Genomic DNA, 19056 nt, shown 5'->3' with positions numbered 1-19056 from the left:
ATTATCGTTTACACATTTGTGTCAATATACAAAAAAATGAAATCTGACAAAAGAAAAGCGGGTCATCTCCCTCTCGAAATGACCCGCCTACCTGATTTTATTGAAATTATTCTCCGTCAAACGTTACTTTAACCAAATGTTTGTCAATCTCCCAACGTCCAGTACCTTCCTCACCGATTACATCGAACAATTCTAAAATGCGACGTGCTACATACTCCTCTTCTACTTGCTCCTCTAAGAACCACTGTACAAAATTGAATGTTACATAGTCTTTCACCTTCATACATCTGTCCGCGATATTGTTAAACTGTTCGGTAACGTGCATTTCCTGCTCTAAGGTCTGCTCAAATACACCACGGAATGATTCGAAATCAACAGGTATATTCGTAATCTCAGGAGAAATCGCACGACCACCGCGGTTACTGATATAGTTAAACAGTTTTAGCATATGCTCGCGCTCCTCATCCGCTTGCTTAGCAAAAAAAGTTGCGGCATTATCTAAACCCTGATCATCACACCACGAAGACATGGCTAAATAAAGTGCAGAAGCATGTGCTTCTACTTTCACCTGTGCATTTAATATATTTTCTATTTCTTCCGATAGTGAAGACTTTAATTTTAATAGATCTTTCATATTTATTGAATTTTAAATATATACGTTGTAATAGGTAAACAATGTATTCCTCACATTGTTTATACAAAGATAGTTCAATAATGCCCAAAAGGTGCCAAGAAAATACAATACAAATTAAGTCTAAATTACTGCGAATCAACTGTAACTTGTTTGGAATCAGTACAATTAAAAAACTAAACTACAAATAACGTATCCTTTCGAAGTGCTCGTTTGATTTCACTATTTAGTTCGATCATAAATTTTGCACCAGCTAGGATTTCCTTTAAATTAAGGATATCCTGAACAGAAAGAATGAAACATCTTTCGGTACGGTGAGGCATGATGATTTCAAAATCAGCAGAGCGTGCTGTATCGGCTAGCATGCGGGCGATATCCATAGCATCTATACGCTTCTTAAACAGAAAAAAGTCCGAAATCTTAAATGCCGTAGTCGTGTCTTGATATTCTAACCAATAACAGTTTTTGCGGCTGCACTGATAAACAGCGCCGTTTGATGTTCTAAATACTTCTTCTACGTGTGCTAATGGACAAATCATCGTTATTGAAATTCGCTGAGCAAATATATGTCTTATTCAGATTCAATCCAAATTAATTACCGAAAGATTATAAAAAAAGCCGATCATACGATCGGCTTTTCTATTTTCACTTATTAGTTAAAAATCCTCTTCGGGATTACCTAATAACTCTTTGTGATTACTTACTGCTGTCCTAGTTTTCGTCTTATGTTTATTGATCTGTCGCCGTAGCGATTCCACCGCAATATCAGTCGCTTCTTCGAAACTTTTCGCCTGTGCTTTGGCAAATAATTGATTACCCGGTATGTTCATCTTCAATTCTACTACTTTGTTCGCCTCGTCGTCTACATTTTCCAACCGAAGATAACATACACTTTCGATGATGTTGTCCAAAAACTGTTCTAGTTTCGCTGTTTTCTTTTTGATAAAATCCACTAACTTTTGATCAGCATCAAACTTGATTGATTGCACAGTAATGTTCATTTTTCCTCCTTTTTTTAAGCCTTTGGATGGGCTTGTTTATAAATAGACTTTAATCTTTCTACAGAGTTGTGCGTATAAATTTGTGTAGCCGCTAAACCAGCATGTCCCAGTAACTCTTTAATGGCATTTAAATCCGCTCCATTATTCAAAAGCGCCGTTGCGAAGGTGTGGCGCAACACGTGCGGACTTTTTTTCTGCTGGGATGTAATATGTCCTAGGTTTTGCCGGACCCTATTATAGACCAAACCACGATAAGCCTGCTTTCCTTCTTTGGTAACGATTAGATAGGAGGATTTGTTTTTAAAATCTTGCGCGTTTTTCAACGCTAAATACTGCTTGATTTCTTCCAATAGCGTCCGGTGTATAGGCACCAGTCGCTCTTTGTTCCTTTTTCCGAATATACGTATCCGACTATTATAGGTATCAATATCACCTTCTTGAATAGCCAGTAGTTCGGATACACGAATCCCCGTGCCAAATAACATTTCCAAAATCAAGAAATCGCGTGCTTCCTCAAAACTATCCTGATCTATACGCCTCTTCTCCAACAAATCCACCATCTTTTCCGATTCGACTACTACGGGTAATCTCTTCGGAGTTTTGAGCGCCTGCACAAGCTGCATAGGGCTGGAAACTATATAGCCTTCTCTGACTAGAAATTTATAAAAAGAACGTAAGGACGATATAGAGCGGTTAATACTCGAGGCCTGTCTTCCATTTTCTTTCATCGATGCTAAAAAATGTCGGACAACTCGATAATCCACGCTTTCAAAAGCAATATCTTCGGCAGATAAGAACTGGAGAAAGCGCTCTATCTCCAACTCATAGGCCGAAATGGTATGCGCCGAATAGCGTTTCTCAAACTCCAAAAACCGTAAAAATCGCTGCTTATTCATGATCTACATCGTTCTTCTATAAATATATAAAAAAGACAACGATAAAAAAATAATAAAAATATTTTTGAAGATTAAATGGCATAAAAAAACAGCCTAGGTAAACCCCTAGGCTGTTTGCGAAAAAACGTATATCCTTTCTTATAATTTTGCATTCACATCAATGGCATTCAACTCACTAAAGGCTTGTTTTAAACGTTCTACAAACGCATCCTCTCCTTTACGCAACCATACCCGTGGATCATAATATTTTTTATTCGGTGAATCTGCCCCATCCGGATTACCGATTTGCGCCTGCAAATAACCCCGATTTTTAGCCTCATAAGCCCGAATACCGTCCCAGAATGCCCATTGCATATCGGTATCGATATTCATTTTAATAGCACCGTAGGAAATAGCTTCTGCAATTTCTTCTGGTGAAGAGCCCGAACCACCATGAAAAACAAAATTTACCGGCTTCTCTGCAGACAGACCATATTTCTCACGGATATATTCCTGCGAGTTATGTAAAATAACGGGCTGCAACTTTACGTTACCTGGTTTGTACACACCATGCACATTACCAAAAGCCGCAGCCACCGTGAATTTATCCGAAACCTTCGACAATTCTTCATAAGCATAAGCCACTTCTTCGGGTTGTGTATACAACTTCGAGCTGTCTACATCCGTATTATCTACACCGTCTTCCTCTCCACCGGTCACACCCAATTCAATTTCGACCGTCATACCCAGCGGCTTCATACGTTCTAAATATTTTTTGGAAATTTCGATATTCTCTTCGATCGACTCTTCCGATAGATCGAGCATATGCGAAGAAAACAAAGGCTTTCCGTGTTGCGCAAAGAATTTCTCGCCCGCATCCAAAAGCCCATCAATCCAAGGCAATAATTTTTTAGCGGCATGGTCCGTATGCAATATAACCGCTACACCATAGTGTTCTGCTAACAAATGAACATGTTGTGCAGCCGACACTGCTCCCAAAATACAGGCTTGCAATCCGTCATTATTCAATGATTTTCCTGCGTAAAACTGTGCCCCACCGTTGGATAGCTGAATAATGACCGGCGAATTTACCGCTTTCGCTGTTTCCATAACAGCATTAATTGAATTCGTTCCGATCACGTTTACAGCAGGTAAAGCAAATTTATGCGTCTTCGCAATCTCAAAAAGCTCCTGTACCTGATCGCCCGTTAAAACACCCTTAAAATCTTTTAGGCTCATATTTTTCGTCTATTATGTTGTGTTATTTTGAATCTAAAGATAAGGAGTTTTTTTCTAGCTCACAATACTTAGTGTAAAAAACACACGACAACATTTCAAAAAAAGATTAATATCTTTATCCGAAGATAAATATAGGAGGATAATGATGTTACAGGTATATGGAATTAAGAATTGTAATACAGTAAAAAAGGCGTTGACTTGGCTCGATGATCAACAGATTGCTTACACCTTTCATGACTATAAAAAAGAACCGGCGACACTGGCCCAGCTAACCGAATGGGAAAAACAAATACCTTGGGAATCTTTGGTCAATAAAAAAGGAACAACCTGGCGAAAACTACCTGCTGAAGAACAAGCTTCCGTGGTTGATGCCGATGCGGCTAATCAAGTGCTCTTAGCGAACAACAGTATGATTAAACGACCGCTGATCGAGTCAGCCAACGGTATTATTTTGGGTTTTGATGAAGAGGAGTACCAGACCAAACTAAAGTAACACCATGATAAAAACAATTATTTACGCTGGGCTGAGCACCGTTTTATTCTCGGTAGCACAGCTAAATGCCCAGACAAACAGCATCTATAACTATACCGAAGCCTTCGACCCCATTTTTTATACACAGAACGGCTCGCCTTACCGCTCCGCTAGTGGAAAACCGGGGCATGCTTACTGGCAAAACCAGGCAGATTACAACATCCACGTTTCTTTGGACGATCAGGATAATAAAGTTTCGGGCCAGTTAAGTATACGCTACACGAACAATAGCCCAGACGATCTATCCTATCTTTGGTTTCAATTAGATCAGAACCTTTTCCATCCGGACTCCCGCGGGCAAGCTGCCATTCCTTTACAAGATAGCCGTTATGGTTCGGCTGCGTCCAACTTTAGCGGGGGATTCCAATTAGCCAATATGCGCTTTTCAGACGGTTCCGCCGCCTCTTATACCGTAACCGATACGCGGATGCGGGTTATATTACCGGAGCCGCTAAAAGCCGACGGCCAGGCGATTACTTTAACGATGGATTTCTCCTATATCATCCCGGAATACGGCGCCGATAGAACAGGTATATTAACTAGCAAAAACGGGAAAGTATACACCATCGCGCAATGGTATCCGCGCGTATGCGTTTACGATGACATTTTAGGCTGGAATACAGAACCTTACACCGGACCGGGTGAATTTTATCTCGAATTTGGAGATTACCAGATAGCGATCGATGCACCGGCCGATCACATCGTGGTAGCAGGTGGAGAACTCCTTAACCCAGCAGAAGTCTGGACCGCCGAACAACTCGCCCGTTATGAACGCGCGCAGCAAAGCGATAAAACTGTCATTATTCGATCCGCAGCAGATGTAACTAATCCCGACTCGCGTCCAAACAAAAAACGCTTGACCTGGAAATACAAACTCAACCAGGCACATGATTTCGCCTGGGCCTCTTCCCCAGCCTTTATGATCGATGGCGCCAAAATCAACAACCCCAGCGGAAAAAAAGCCCTCGCTCTCTCGGCCTACCCCGTAGAAAGCCATGGAGGGAACGCCTGGGAACGTTCTACCGAATACACAAAAGCATCCATCGAACACTACAGTAAAAAATGGTTGGAATATCCTTACCCCGTAGCGGTTAATGTTGCTTCTAACGTGGGTGGCATGGAATACCCCGCGATCTCCTTTTGTGGCGCCTCCGCCAAAGCTGGCAATCTTTGGGGTGTCACCGATCACGAATTTGGTCACAACTGGTTTCCGATGATCGTGGGCAGCAATGAACGACTCCATGCCTGGATGGATGAAGGATTCAATACCTTTATTAACGATTTGTCCACCGAGGAATTTAATAAAGGAGAATATCACAAGAAATTTGGCAATCGAAATGCCCTAGCTCCCGCCTTTTCTAAACCTGATTTAGAGCCGATCATGTCATCTCCCCAAAACATGAAAGAGCGAAACATTGGTATTCTCGCTTATTACAAACCTGCGTACGGGTTACGCCTGCTACGCGACGAAATAATCGGTGCAGAACGTTTCGACAACGCCTTCCAGAATTATATTACATACTGGGCCTATAAGCACCCTACGCCCGATGATTTCTTCCGGACCATAGAAAATGAAACAGGGGAAAATCTAGCTTGGTTTTGGCGAGGTTGGTTTAAAAACAACTGGGCACTCGATCAAGCAATCCGTTCAGTAGAATATGAAGGATTAGATCCAAAAAATGGCGCCATTATCACAATCGATAATTTACAGCAGTTGGCCATGCCCGTTGTCATCGAGGCAACAACCGAGTCCGGACAAAAAATAAGGAAGAAACTTCCTGTGGAAATATGGCAACGGAATACCGCTTGGCGTTTTAAACTTAAGTCCACGGAGAGATTGACCAAAGTGGTGATTGATCCCGACAACGTTTATCCCGACATGGATCCTTACAACAACATTTGGCCAAAGAATTAAAGAAACATACACATGCACAACCTATTTTTAGCAGTCCTTTTCTCGCTCGGATTAAGCCTTTCCGTCAAAGCCCAAGAAATTAAAGGTATCGTCCACGAACTAGAAAGTAGTCAACGGCTAAGCGGGGTCACCGTCAAGAATCTTCGCACAGGCCAAGCGACGCAAACGGATGCGGACGGTAATTTTCTTATCTCCGGAAACATCAATGACTATATTTCATTTACACAGCCCGGTTATGAAGTGGATACCGCCTTCGTATACCAAGAAGGTGTACAACGGATTTATCTAGTCCGCGATAGTAAAACTATTGTGATCGATGAAGTCATCATTAGCAAACTGACCGATAGCAGACTGGCGTATGAAATTGCAAAGGCCAAAAACGAAGGACAAGTCGCCGAAGTATCACAGAGCCGCGGAGGAATACGTCTTTCTCTTTCCCGTTTATTCGGCAGAAAAAGTAAACTGGCTCGCAAGAATCTAGATCTCCTCCTAGAAGAACAGCATAACCGAAAAATAGACCACTTATTCAGTCCACAGGTTATACGCGCCGTTATACCCCTTACGGACACCGAAATGGCGCTTTTTAGAGAGCAATTCCGTCCTTCTTTAGAGTTTATCCAGACAGCATCGCCTGAAGATGTTAGAGCCTACGTACTCGATTCTTACAGTAAATTCAAAAATCATAAATAAAAAAAGAAGCTGTAGTTAAACAGCTTCTTTTTTATCTTTGACTTTTGCATTGGGATGTTTTCTTGGTCTTTTCTTTCCGTACGATCCCGCGATAATTTTTCCTCTTCGTGTTTTTTTATCTCCTTTACCCATAGTTATTTCAATTAAATATTACAATGAATTGATCGATTGAAAGCAATTTAACAATTTCTATAGGGAAATCCAAATACGAACCGGAATTTTATCGACAACTATCCCCTACTGTAATTCGGAGCTTCTTTAGTAATCGAGATATTATGCGGGTGCGATTCACGTAATCCTGCACCAGTAATCCGTACAAATTGTGCCTCTTTCAGCCTTTCAATACTTCCTGCCCCACAATACCCCATAGACGCCCTTAATCCACCAATATACTGATAAACCACTTCTGCTAGTGTTCCCTTATAAGGCACACGTCCTACGATCCCTTCCGGCACTAGTTTTTTAATATCCTCTTCTACATCCTGGAAGTACCGATCTTTCGAACCCTTCTCCATCGCCTCCACCGAACCCATACCGCGGTACGACTTAAACTTACGGCCTTCGTAGATGATGGTTTCGCCCGGTGCTTCTTCTACTCCGGCAAATAACGAACCCGCCATAATCGTGTCAGCACCTGCTGCAATCGCTTTCGCAATATCTCCTGTTTGTTTGATGCCACCATCTGCAATCAGCGGTACACCCGAACCTTTAAGTGCTTTCGCTACTTCGTACACCGCATATAACTGTGGTACCCCTACCCCGGCAATAATACGTGTCGTACAAATTGATCCAGGTCCAATTCCTACTTTTACAGCATCGGCACCCGCTTCTGCCAAAGCCTTCGCAGCGGCGCCTGTCGCGATATTACCTACAATAACCTGCAATTCAGGAAAAGCAGCCTTAACTTCTTTCAATTTTTCGATAACACCTCTCGAATGACCGTGAGCTGTATCGATCGTAACCACATCTACACCAGCCTTAACCAAAGCGGTGACACGTTCTAGGGTATCGATCGTGACACCCACAGCAGCACCTACCAACAATCGTCCATGCTCGTCTTTTGCGGCATTCGGATAATGTCTATATTTCTGAATATCCTTAAAGGTAATTAACCCTTTCAAGTTGCCGTCCACATCAACTACCGGTAACTTTTCTATTTTATGATTCTGCAAAATCTCTTCTGCGCGAATCAAATCCGTTCCTTCCGGGGCTACCACCAAATTCGTTTTTGTCATCAGCGTATTGATCGGCTTCGCCATATCTTTTTGGAACCGAAGATCACGATTGGTCACAATCCCTACGAGCTTTCCAGCTTCGCTAATGATCGGAATCCCCCCTATCTTGTGCTCTTTCATAATCTTGAAAGCATCTCCAACGGTTGATCCTTCCAATAAGGTTACCGGGTCTTGGATCATCCCGCTTTCCGAACGCTTCACTTTACGAACTTCTGCAGCCTGTTCCTCAATCGTCATATTCTTATGCAACATACCAATCCCCCCAGCCTGCGCAATAGCAATAGCCAAGTCAGCCTCTGTTACCGTGTCCATTGCGGCAGATACCAGCGGAATATTTAAGCGGATTTTCTTTGTAAGCTGCGTACTCGTGTCGACGTCACGGGGTAATATTTCTGAATAAGCGGGAATCAATAAAACATCGTCGTATGTAAGGCCTTCCGCTACGAATTTTTGTGGATCTAATTGCATATGGCAAATATCTTTGGGGTTTCTATTTGCCAGGCAAAATTACATTTTTTTTTGAGATTATCAAAAACTTTGATTTTTTTATAACGAAAACCCTCCTACTTATTTTCGCTGTTTTCCGAGTTTGGCAAACTATTTGCTAGCGTATAAATCTAAAAAACCGACTTATCGATAATCGATTAGTTTTTTGAAGTTATATTATAATATCATGAAAAAAGTATTTCTATCGTTATTAGCAGCTTCCTTTGTTGCAATTGGTGCACAAGAAGCTAACGCACAAGCCCGTTATCGTACCTCTCTTGGGTTAGGAATTGATATCGGCGATGGTCCTACCTTAGTTGGTCCACAAATAAAACATTTTTTTGACGGTACAAACGCCGGTAATGCGCAGGTATTATTCGGTGATAACGTTACTATTTTAGGCGTTGACTATTCTTATAACCAAGCAATCAATGGCACAAACGGCTTAAACTGGTACGTAGGTATTGGCCCTCAGCTTGCGTTCGTAGACGGTGGTGGTTGGTGGGGTAACGGCGGTGACGACACTTACTTCGCGTTACGTCCTGCAGCTGGTTTGGAATACAAACTTCCTACCGCTCCATTAGCTTTCCATTTCGATTGGAAACCTTGGTGGAACCTGTCTAACAACAGTAACCTCGAGCCTGCACGCTTCACATTAGGATTTAAATTTACCCTTCGTTAGGCATTAATCCGACATAATATTTAAGATATAGGTATACCTTTGGTATACCTATATTTTTTTAAAGAACCAAACAAACACTATCTTTGCACTAGATTATATGATTAAGCTAGAGCAAGTCAGTAAAATATTTTACAAGCACAAAACGGAGATACAAGCACTCCACAATATCACTCTACATATAAAAAAGGGAGATATTTTCGGTATTATCGGCTATTCCGGTTCCGGCAAGAGTACGCTGGTACGTACCATCAACCTCTTAGAACGCCCTACCTCCGGTAGCATATACCTGTCTGGTCAAGCAATTTTACCCCTTTCCGAGCAAGAACTAATCCCGCTCCGCCGAAAAATTGGAATGATATTCCAACACTTCAACCTGCTTTCCTCCCGTACGGTTTTTCAAAACGTAGCTTTTCCACTGGAATTGACGGGCATGACGAAAGCAGTTATAAACAAAAAAGTAAATGATCTGCTTCAAATGGTAGATTTATTGGAAAAACGGGATGAATATCCCGCTGCATTGTCCGGCGGACAAAAACAGCGAGTTGCCATTGCCCGGGCATTGGCTTCGGACCCAGAGATTTTGCTCTGTGACGAAGCCACCAGCGCATTAGATCCACAAACCACACGGTCTATCCTTTCTCTTTTAAAACGCATCAACCGTGAGCTAGGTATCACCATCGTATTGATTACCCACCAAATGGAAGTTGTCCGTGCAGTATGCAACCGGGTAGCAGTCATCTCACAAGGTCAACTCATCGAAGAAAACGAGGTAAATGCGTTATTTAAACATCCAAAGTCGGCCGTTACACAAGAATTGTTAACCCCCGCATGGACAATTGATTAATACGAATACTGATGTCAGAAGCAACATTTTGGTTACTAGCAAAAGGCACCTTGGAAACGATCGCAATGACGTTTACGTCAGGATTTTTTAGTTTTCTACTCGGGTTGCCGTTGGGCATCTTATTATTTTTAACGCGCGAGCGGCAATTACTTGCTAACCGACCGTTAAATAGTACGATTGCTTTTTTTGTGAACATATTCCGATCAATTCCGTTTATTATCCTTATCGTCTGGATGATACCTTTCACGCGTGCTATAGTAGGAACGTCGATAGGCATGAACGCCGCTATCGTACCACTCAGCATTGGTGCCGCCCCTTTTGTTGCACGACTCGTCGAAAACTGCCTGCTCGAAATCCCTTACGGCATTATCGAAGCAGCGCGATCCATGGGAGCCACTACGCTGCAGATTATACGTAAAGTGCTTATTCCCGAAGCACTTCCAGCCCTCATTAACAGTGCATCCCTTACGCTGATCACTCTTGTCGGGTATTCGGCTATGGGTGGAGCCGTAGGCGCTGGTGGATTAGGACATATTGGATATCAATACGGATATGTAGGTTATGATGCGTTCATTATGAATTTCGTCTTGGTATTGTTAATCGGCATTGTCTTTGGTATACAAATTATTGGCGATCGACTATCAAAATATGTAGATCACCGCAAATAATCATTACAAAATATACATTTTCAAAAAATAATATGACCCATATCCTCCATTCTCTCGTCAGTGTAGTAATTATTTTAACCACACTTTTATCCTGTGGCGGTACAAACCGGTCCTCCGATATTCTTCGGGTAGGGATTCAGGCCGGACCCGAATATCGTCTAGCAGAAGAGGCTAAGAAAGTAGCGAAAGAAAAATACAATTTGGAAGTAGAACTCGTCACTTTTAACGATTACGTGATGCCCAATGAAGCGCTACATCAAGGCGATATAGATATCAATGTTTTTCAGACAACCCCCTATTTAGAGGACCAAATGGCTAGCCGTGGTTATAAGCTAGCAATTGTCGGAAACACCTTTGTATATCCCATGGCTGGTTATTCCAAGAAAATAAAAAACATTAGCGAACTGCAGGCTGGCGCAACAATCGTGATACCTAACGACCCTACCAACCTCGGCAGAGCACTTTTATTACTACAGGGAACAGGACTTATCCAACTGAAAGATAATGTAGGTTTACTACCTCGTTCCCAAGATATTATAAAAAACAACCTAAACCTTAAGATTATAGAACTAGAAGCTCCGCAATTGCCTAGGACACTCGACGACGATAAAGTAGCTGTAGCTGTGATCAATAATAATTTTGCGGCGAGTAACGGTCTCATTGCGAAAAAAGACGGAATATTTGTCGAAGACGAGAAATCGCCCTATGTCAACATCATAGTGAGCCGGGAAGACAACAAAGAAGACGAAAAAGTAATTAGTTTCGCTAAAGCCTACCAATCCGAAGAAGTCGCAACAGTCGCGGAAGAGGTCTTTAAAGGCGGAGCAATAAAAGGATGGTAGTTTCTCTTCTTTTTTTTCTTGACAAAAAAAGAAGCAAAAAAGTCAAGATTGGCACCCGGAACTTGACGGCCGCACAAATTTGCCTTTGTACGATCCCATTTGTCAAAGATCCGAAGCGACGAAGTTTATGGACTAGTGTTTATTTTGGTATCCTTGAGCTTACGTCGTTCGGTTTTGGTTCTCTTTTTTTTAAAAAGAAGATAGAAAAATTATTAACGATTAGGAACAGTCCATAAATAAAGCGTACTTCCTTCCACGGTCACCTTTTTTTCCGGTTCCCAGTTCCCCATACCAAACGCATGTGAGACCACCCGTGTTCCTGGTTTCAATTCATTCAAAATCTTGGGACGTAACTTTAAATTCACTTCCGGAAGTAAATACAAAGTCAATACATCCGCTTTACTGAAATCAAAGTCAAACAAGTTTCCCTGGACGAACGTAACCTGATTCGTTACTCCGGCTTCTTTCGCATTTTCCTTTGCTTCTTTAATACGCTGTGGATCGATATCCACGCCCGTCGATGTTGCACCTCTTTTAGCAGCGGAGATTGCAATACGTCCATCACCACAGCCCAAATCGTAATGCACATCTCCGGCTTTTACTCCCGCCAGATCTAACATAGCATCAACCACCGGTTGTTTAGTAGGTACATACGGAACATCTAAGCGCGGTGTCTGTGCCAGCGTCTGCATACCTATTAGCAGACAAGCCATAAGCAAATAGTTTTTCAAAGCATTCATTTTATTCAATTTAAAGCGTAAACAATATGTAATATCCTATTTGATGTCCCCCAGCCTACCTTATAGTACATCTGGGTCTTGCTTTTTGTTTTTTTTCGGTAGGAAAAAGAAAAATAGTGTTCCCAACAACAACACCGTTACCCCTAGCCACGCACCTTTTCCGGCAAACGTTAAGCTCGCATAAAGCATATACAACGAGGTTAGGCAAAATATAACCGGAAGTACCGGATACAAAGGTACGCGGAACGGACGTGGCGCATGAGGTTCCTTGTATCGTAGAACAAAAAGCGCTATACCTGTACATAAAATAAAAAACCAGAATATGGGAGCAGTAAAATCCACCATCGATTCAAATCCGCTACGCGCAAAAGAACCCGCGATGATCAGAAACACTGCGATGAAGCATTGTGCCAGCAAAGCACTTACCGGACTAGAAGTTTCTGATTTCCAGGTACGCATAAAAGAAAAAACAGTAAAATCACGCCCCAGCGCCTGATTGGTACGTGCCCCGGTAAAGATGGTTGCATTGGTGGAAGTCAATGCTGCCAAAACAACCAATAAACCGATAAAGAACACCCCGAAATCTCCCATAATAACCCGCATGGTTTCTACCCCAACGGCTTCCGAAGAAGCTAATCCATCAATCCCCAGCACGTTGAGATAAGCTAAATTTAACAACAAATAGATAACGGTAATGATCACAATACTAGCGATCATCACCAAAGCCATTTTGTTGCTACCGCCTCGCATTTCCGAAGATATATAACCCGCCTCATTCCATCCTCCAAAAGTTAATAGTACCATCACCATCGCACCACCTATTGCAGAAGTTATGCCCGAACCTACAGGTGCACCAGACCCGCTCTCACTCGTTTCGGGCGCAAAAAAAAGGCCGGCAACAATCAGCACGAACAATCCGACAAACTGTATACTAACCAATAACTTCTGGGTTCCCGTACCTACGTGCGCCCCGATAATATTAACCAGTGTTAAACCTACAACCACTAATGTGGCATAAATCGATGAGGAAAACCTACCCAAGCTAAACAATTCGCTCATATAGTCACCGACGATAAAAGCCAATAACGCGATAGAACCCGTTTGGATAATACTCATTCGCGCCCAAGCAAACAGGAAAGCAAAACGCCTCCCGAACGCACGATGCAGAAAATGGTAATCCCCGCCCGTATTGGGAAAAGCCGTACTCAATTCTGCATAACACAACGCACCAATAAGAGAAACGATACCACCCAACACCCACACCCCGAAAAAAAGCTCCGGGCTAACGGTATGGGCCGCAACAATCGAAGGCGTACGAAAAATACCAGCCCCCACTACGACCCCGACGATTAAAACGACTGCATCGATTACCCGCAAAATTTGTTTGGGTTGTGTAGATTCAGTGATACGGGATTTTAGGTTCTGCGTGTCTTTCATGCGCGCTTTCCATTGTAGCATTTATTTTTATTCCTTACCTAATAATACAAATAACTACCCCAAATTGTTTACCACTGAATATTTGTACAAAGGCATGTTAGTAAAAACGGTAAGATTATCCATTGAGGGGACACCCAAACTAAATATAAAATTTCTTACCTTTGTCCTGTTTTTTATTTTGAGAAATCAAATTTATGCGAAATATTTATTCATCTCGACCCTACGCCGCCATCACTGCCATAGGTGGATATCTTCCCCAAGAACGAAGAACTAACTTCGACTTAGAACAGGTGTGCGACACATCGGACGAATGGATTATTAAACGTACCGGAATCAAAGAACGCCGTATTTTAGAAGCCGGCTTAGCTACATCAGATATGGCTGTTATGGCTATCCACGACTTATGTACGCGCTATAATAAAGATGTAGCCGACGTGGACGCGATTATTGTCGCTACCTCTACGCCCGACGTATTAATGCCGGCAACAGCCAACATTATTGCCCAGAAACTGAATTTAAACAATGTGTGGGCCTTTGATATGAATGCCGCTTGTTCCGGATTTCTTTACGCACTCGATATGGGGGCATCCTTAGTCGAAACCGAGCGGTATAAAAATGTACTCATTGTCGGCGCTGATAACATCAGTGCTTTTGTTAATATCCATGACCGATCGACCAATATTCTATTTGGCGATGGAGCCGGTGTGATTTGGTTAGAACCTTCCGCGGAAGAAGGCATTATTGATGCCTTTATGCAGAGCAATGGCGACGGACGCGATTTTCTGAACATTGAAGGAGGTGGCTCACTCTACCCAACCAGCGAAAAACCGTTTAACCAAGAACGTAGCTATTTGAAACAAGACGGAAAAGTTGTCTTTAAACAAGCTGTACAATCCATGAGCAACGCCTGTAAAAGCATACTGGAACGCAATCAGCTAGGTATCGAAGCAGTAGACTGGTTAATTCCTCATCAGGCGAATAAACGTATAATCGACGCTGTAGGTAAGGACATCAACATCCAGAAAAACAAGACGTTAACGAATATCGAATATCGTGGCAACACTATTGCTGCAACCATTCCGCTCTGTATCTGGGAAAACATTAAGCAAATCCAGAAAGGCGATCTACTCATGTTGACCGCTTTCGGAGCCGGTTTTTCTTGGGGCGCCAGCTTATTACGTTGGATGATATAGATATCAAAATATATACCTATATTGATTCCGGAGCTTTAATTTCACGGATATGCGTCTACGTTCATTCACCCCATGGTTGTTTTTGATTATGGCACTCTCAGCTACAACAGCATGTAGAGCTGTCAAAGATGCCCATATAAAACAACAAACGATAGCTAGCACTTGCAATCAGCAAAATATCTATAATTATACAGAAGACGACCTGCCTCAGCCCCTCCATACCCTCCGTATCGACAGTACATTATCCACTCATCTGACTTATGAAAACTTAAACATGGCAAACGCGATTGGCATCTTGGCCGATCTCACATCCTATGTGCATTTAAAGCTTGATCAGACCTCTACCGACCTCGAAAGACGAATCAGCCTGTTAGAACTAAAGCAACGCATAGACCATAAGCTCCAAATGGCTTCCTTGGAAGTATCCGCAATAGCCTCTGAAATGGTCTGTGAGGAAGAGCGCACCAGCCAGGTGGCTAACTATTTAAAAAGCGGCGAGAGTGAGTTAGAATCTAAACTTACGGTAGCGGCTATCGTAGTGGGCGCTACCGGCGCTATCACCACCGGCGGCGTTATCAAAAATGAAGCCGCCAGCAACACTGTTGGAATTGCTACAGGTATTACCGAAGCCTCCTTAGGCCTTATTATGCTCTTCAACAACCGGAAAATTGACTTCTACCACGAACGCAATGCGCTTCGCGAAGTTTGGAAAGGCGAAAAAATATCATCCAGTTTTCCACCATCGGTATGGTATTATCTTAATTACAATGATCCTACGAGCGATACCCCATCGGTTAGAATGCAGATTATTGAAAAGTGGAAAAACTTCAAGCAGATTGCCGATGACGAGCACACACACATCGAACAAATATATTTCGGTAAAGGCGGACGATATACGACCGAACAATTAGTAAACCGGGCAGATATGTATGATCAGCTCGAATCCCATATCACGCTCATGAAGCAAGACCTCAAATCACTGTCGCTCGCCATGGAACGACTTTAATAGTCTCTTTTAGTCTTTTGGCATCACTTTATAAGTCGGATCTTCCCAAACATCCACCTGTACAACGCCTTCTGCATTCTTTAATAAAGAACGACAATCCGGACTCAAGTGCCGCAATTGCACATGCTTGCCCTGCTTCGCATAACGCTCCGTAATTTTATTCAGCGCATCGATGGCAGACATATCTACCACCCTGCTCTCTTTAAAATCAATAACGACAGCTACCGGATCTTGGGGTACATCAAATTTTTCCATAAAGGCTGCCGTTGAACCAAAAAACAAAGGTCCGTATATCTCATAATGCTTGATACCAGCCTCATCCACATATTTTCTCGCCCGTATCCGCTTCGCATTGTCCCATGCAAAAACCAATGCAGAAACGACTACACCGGCCAATACCGCCAAGGCTAGATTATGCAAGATTACCGTGATGGCCGCCACCAAAATGCCTACAAATATATCTGAACGAGGAAATTTATTAACTACGCGCAAACTGATCCACTGAAATGTCCCTATAGCAACCATCATCATCACCCCGACTAATGCCGCCATCGGAATCTGCTCGATAAACGGCGCACCTACTAAAATGATCACGAGAATAGCTATTGCACCGATGAAAGAGGAAATTCGCGTGCGAGCACCAGCATCCAGGTTAACCAGTGTCTGTGCAACCATGGCACATCCCCCCATACCGCCGAAAAAGCCATTAACCATATTCGCTACCCCCTGCGCCATGGCCTCTTTATTCGATTTACCCTTGGTATTGGTGATTTCATCCACCATATTTAATGTTAATAGCGATTCGATCAGCCCGACACCTGCCATCACCAGCGAGTAAGGAAAGATAAGCTTCAATGTTTCAAAAGTCCAGGCAATGTCCGGAATATGAAAAGTAGGCAAAGATCCACTTACAGATGCAATATCTGCCACTTTTTTGGTATCAATACCCCACACGGAAACCAACCCAAACACGACCAATATTGCCACCAACGATGCGGGAATTTTCTTGGTCAACTTCGGAAAACCTAACACAATAAGAACAGTTAGCAACGTTAATCCCAACATGGTGTACAAAGCCGTGCCACTCATCCAGGATGACGGATCACTAGGCAAACGGAATTGCTGCACCTGCGCCATGAAAATAATAATAGCCAAGCCGTTTAAGAATCCGTACATCACAGGTTGCGGAATTAAACGCACAAATTTCCCCAACTTAAACAACCCCACCAGCAATTGTAAAATCCCTGCTAAAACGACTGCCGCAAATAGATATTGCACGCCGTGGCCAGCAGCTAAGGCAATTAATACCACTACGGTAGCCCCTGCCCCTCCCGAGACCATCCCCGGACGACCTCCCAATACCGAAGTTACCAATCCCATCAGAAAAGCCGCATATAACCCTGTAAGCGGAGAAAGACCTGCTAAAATAGCGAACGATAAGGACTCGGGGATCATCGTCATCGCGACCGTCAATCCCGCGAGAACTTCGTTTCTTAAATTGATGTTTTCCAGAAATTTCAAAGCAACAAAAACTATAGTTTAAACCGCGCCAAAGGTACCATTTTTTAAAAGAAGACACTAAAATCCCTATCGCAAACTTTTTAAAAAAGACATTTGCATGTTTCAAACAAAACCCCTACCTTTGCAGTATCATAATTTAGGTTTATAATTGGTTAGCTAAAGGTTTTCATTCTCCCCGTTTGAAAACCTTTTTTTGTGTCTTATCAAAACATTTTCCTACATTTAAAGCTTATAAAGAAGATACACTAAAAATCTATTAGACAAGATGAAACGAACACGACCTGCTTTTTTATTATTGTCAACCGCGTCCATGCTATTTGCTGCTTGCAATACCAATGGCGCGTCTAACACGTCAAACGACCCGGCTGAAACAGACAGCATCTATCCACCCGTAGAAACTAAAGAACCCAATACCGACTATCAGCCCGCTTTCGAAGGGCAAACGCGTGCTCCAGGGGTAAAAACGAAAACTCCTTACGAGAGCCAGGTGGTGACAGACAAACTTAAATCCCCTTGGGGGATAGCCGTGCTTCCCGATGGCCGTTTATTGATCACGGAAAACGAAGGCAATATGCGCATCGTGTCAGCTACCGGCGAGCTGAGTGAGGCTATCGGCGGCATTCCAGAAGTAGATGCACGCGGTCAAGGCGGTTTGCTCGGTATAACACTGGATCCTAACTTTACCACTAACCGAATGGTATATTGGGTGTTTTCAGAACCTGTAGCAGGTGGCAACCACACGGCGGTGGCTAAGGGACGTTTGGCCGATGATGAAAAATCGATCGAAAACGCCCAAGTAATTTACCAGGCACTCCCTACTTACGATGGAAACAAACATTACGGCGGACGTATTATTTTTGATAAAGACGGAAATTTATTTGTCGGTACGGGCGAGCGCTCTGACCTCGAGACCAGACCACAGGCGCAAGACCTGAATTCCGCGTTGGGCAAAATCGTCCGCATCACGAAAGACGGTCAGCCGACCAGTGGCAACCCGTTTGCATCCGATAGCGAGGCTCGTCCAGAAATTTACAGCTACGGAAACCGAAATGTACAAGGGCTAGCCCTGCACCCTGAAACCGGCGACTTATGGTCGACCGAATTCGGCCCACGCGGCGGCGACGAATTGAACCGCATAGAAGCCGGAAAGAATTATGGTTGGCCCATCATTACATATGGTCTAGAATATAGCGGAAAAGACATCGGGAATCCACCTATCCAGCAACAAGAAGGTTTAGAACAACCCGTTTATTATTGGGATCCTGTCCTATCACCCAGCGGCATGATGTTTTATACACACGATGCTATTCCGGAATGGAAAAACAACTTATTTAACGGGGGCTTAAGCAGCACACATATTGCACGGCTTGTCCTCAAAGACAACAAGGTAGTTGGAGAAGAACGTTTGCTCGACAAAGAAGGCCAACGTTTCCGTGATGTAGCCCAAGGTAAAAACGGTGAACTATTCGCGATAACAGATAGCGGCAGGCTATATAAGATTCAAAAGAAAATATAGGGT

General features: G+C 43.0%; 20 protein-coding genes. 10 read left to right on the top strand and 10 right to left on the bottom strand.

Annotated elements, in window-relative coordinates:
* Positions 1-106: 106 nt before the first annotated feature.
* From LKO28_RS00605 to fbaA, 5 genes are all read right to left on the bottom strand, one after another.
* Positions 107-634 carry a ferritin gene (locus tag LKO28_RS00605; protein ID WP_227692575.1) on the bottom strand — a complete coding sequence of 176 codons (528 nt, stop codon included), beginning with the start codon at positions 632-634 and terminating at the stop codon, positions 107-109.
* 173 nt (positions 635-807) lie between these two features.
* On the bottom strand, positions 808-1170 hold the full coding sequence (locus LKO28_RS00600; protein ID WP_227692574.1) for a DUF6686 family protein: 363 nt from the start codon (positions 1168-1170) through the stop codon (positions 808-810).
* Positions 1171-1287: 117 nt separating this feature from the next.
* On the bottom strand, positions 1288-1632 hold the full coding sequence (gene hpf, locus LKO28_RS00595) for a ribosome hibernation-promoting factor, HPF/YfiA family (RefSeq protein WP_227692573.1): 345 nt from the start codon (positions 1630-1632) through the stop codon (positions 1288-1290).
* Between the two features lie 14 nt (positions 1633-1646).
* Positions 1647-2528: a tyrosine-type recombinase/integrase gene (locus LKO28_RS00590; protein WP_227692572.1), complete on the bottom strand. Its 882-nt coding sequence runs from the start codon at positions 2526-2528 to the stop codon at positions 1647-1649.
* A 138-nt stretch (positions 2529-2666) separates the two neighbouring features.
* On the bottom strand, positions 2667-3746 hold the full coding sequence (gene fbaA, locus LKO28_RS00585; RefSeq protein WP_227692571.1) for a class II fructose-bisphosphate aldolase: 1080 nt from the start codon (positions 3744-3746) through the stop codon (positions 2667-2669).
* A gap of 142 nt (positions 3747-3888) precedes the next feature.
* Between fbaA and LKO28_RS00580 the strand changes: the two genes are divergently transcribed.
* From LKO28_RS00580 to LKO28_RS00570, 3 genes are read left to right on the top strand one after another with little or no spacing between them, the layout of a single operon-like run.
* The gene (locus LKO28_RS00580) at positions 3889-4239 is read left to right on the top strand and encodes an ArsC family reductase (protein WP_227692570.1); all 351 of its coding nucleotides are present in this window, start codon (positions 3889-3891) and stop codon (positions 4237-4239) included.
* A 4-nt stretch (positions 4240-4243) separates the two neighbouring features.
* On the top strand, positions 4244-6193 hold the full coding sequence (locus LKO28_RS00575; RefSeq protein ID WP_227692569.1) for a M1 family metallopeptidase: 1950 nt from the start codon (positions 4244-4246) through the stop codon (positions 6191-6193).
* Positions 6194-6205: 12 nt separating this feature from the next.
* Positions 6206-6883, top strand: coding sequence for a carboxypeptidase-like regulatory domain-containing protein (locus LKO28_RS00570; RefSeq protein WP_227692568.1), 678 nt, complete (start codon positions 6206-6208; stop codon positions 6881-6883).
* A 15-nt stretch (positions 6884-6898) separates the two neighbouring features.
* Here LKO28_RS00570 and LKO28_RS00565 read toward each other — a convergent pair whose 3' ends face one another.
* Both LKO28_RS00565 and guaB read right to left on the bottom strand, forming a co-directional pair.
* Complete coding sequence (locus LKO28_RS00565; protein ID WP_227692567.1) at positions 6899-7015, bottom strand: 30S ribosomal protein THX; 117 nt, start codon at positions 7013-7015, stop codon at positions 6899-6901.
* A 98-nt stretch (positions 7016-7113) separates the two neighbouring features.
* The gene (gene guaB, locus LKO28_RS00560) at positions 7114-8586 is read right to left on the bottom strand and encodes an IMP dehydrogenase (RefSeq protein WP_227692566.1); all 1473 of its coding nucleotides are present in this window, start codon (positions 8584-8586) and stop codon (positions 7114-7116) included.
* Positions 8587-8791: 205 nt separating this feature from the next.
* Between guaB and LKO28_RS00555 the strand changes: the two genes are divergently transcribed.
* From LKO28_RS00555 to metQ, 4 genes are all read left to right on the top strand, one after another.
* The gene (locus LKO28_RS00555) at positions 8792-9286 is read left to right on the top strand and encodes a hypothetical protein (RefSeq protein WP_227692565.1); all 495 of its coding nucleotides are present in this window, start codon (positions 8792-8794) and stop codon (positions 9284-9286) included.
* Positions 9287-9383: 97 nt separating this feature from the next.
* Complete coding sequence (locus LKO28_RS00550) at positions 9384-10130, top strand: methionine ABC transporter ATP-binding protein (RefSeq protein ID WP_317206588.1); 747 nt, start codon at positions 9384-9386, stop codon at positions 10128-10130.
* A gap of 11 nt (positions 10131-10141) precedes the next feature.
* A complete protein-coding gene (gene metI, locus LKO28_RS00545; protein WP_227692564.1) occupies positions 10142-10798 on the top strand; it encodes a methionine ABC transporter permease MetI in 657 nt (218 codons plus the stop codon).
* A gap of 32 nt (positions 10799-10830) precedes the next feature.
* A complete protein-coding gene (gene metQ, locus LKO28_RS00540) occupies positions 10831-11640 on the top strand; it encodes a methionine ABC transporter substrate-binding lipoprotein MetQ (RefSeq protein ID WP_227692563.1) in 810 nt (269 codons plus the stop codon).
* A gap of 212 nt (positions 11641-11852) precedes the next feature.
* Here the strand turns inward: metQ and LKO28_RS00535 are convergent, their stop codons facing one another.
* Both LKO28_RS00535 and LKO28_RS00530 read right to left on the bottom strand, forming a co-directional pair.
* The gene (locus LKO28_RS00535) at positions 11853-12380 is read right to left on the bottom strand and encodes a class I SAM-dependent methyltransferase (protein ID WP_227692562.1); all 528 of its coding nucleotides are present in this window, start codon (positions 12378-12380) and stop codon (positions 11853-11855) included.
* A 60-nt stretch (positions 12381-12440) separates the two neighbouring features.
* On the bottom strand, positions 12441-13838 hold the full coding sequence (locus LKO28_RS00530; protein WP_227692561.1) for an APC family permease: 1398 nt from the start codon (positions 13836-13838) through the stop codon (positions 12441-12443).
* Positions 13839-14011: 173 nt separating this feature from the next.
* Between LKO28_RS00530 and LKO28_RS00525 the strand changes: the two genes are divergently transcribed.
* Together LKO28_RS00525 and LKO28_RS00520 are read left to right on the top strand one after the other, a co-directional pair.
* Positions 14012-15010 (top strand): beta-ketoacyl-ACP synthase III, encoded by a 999-nt coding sequence (locus LKO28_RS00525; RefSeq protein WP_227692560.1) that lies wholly within the window; start codon positions 14012-14014, stop codon positions 15008-15010.
* Between the two features lie 49 nt (positions 15011-15059).
* Positions 15060-16016, top strand: a complete 957-nt coding sequence (locus LKO28_RS00520) for a hypothetical protein (protein WP_227692559.1) — start codon at positions 15060-15062, stop codon at positions 16014-16016.
* A 9-nt stretch (positions 16017-16025) separates the two neighbouring features.
* Here LKO28_RS00520 and LKO28_RS00515 read toward each other — a convergent pair whose 3' ends face one another.
* The gene (locus tag LKO28_RS00515; protein ID WP_227692558.1) at positions 16026-17537 is read right to left on the bottom strand and encodes a SulP family inorganic anion transporter; all 1512 of its coding nucleotides are present in this window, start codon (positions 17535-17537) and stop codon (positions 16026-16028) included.
* A 265-nt stretch (positions 17538-17802) separates the two neighbouring features.
* Between LKO28_RS00515 and LKO28_RS00510 the strand changes: the two genes are divergently transcribed.
* Entirely contained in the window at positions 17803-19053 is a 1251-nt protein-coding gene (locus tag LKO28_RS00510; RefSeq protein WP_227692557.1) for a PQQ-dependent sugar dehydrogenase, read from the top strand.
* The last annotated feature ends 3 nt before the right edge of the window (positions 19054-19056 follow it).

It is taken from the genome of Sphingobacterium sp. FBM7-1, assembly GCF_020687765.1.
Classification (GTDB): Bacteria; Bacteroidota; Bacteroidia; order Sphingobacteriales; family Sphingobacteriaceae; genus Sphingobacterium.
Note: the sequence above shows the minus strand (reverse complement) of the source record. Positions and strands in the feature narration are given on the sequence as shown.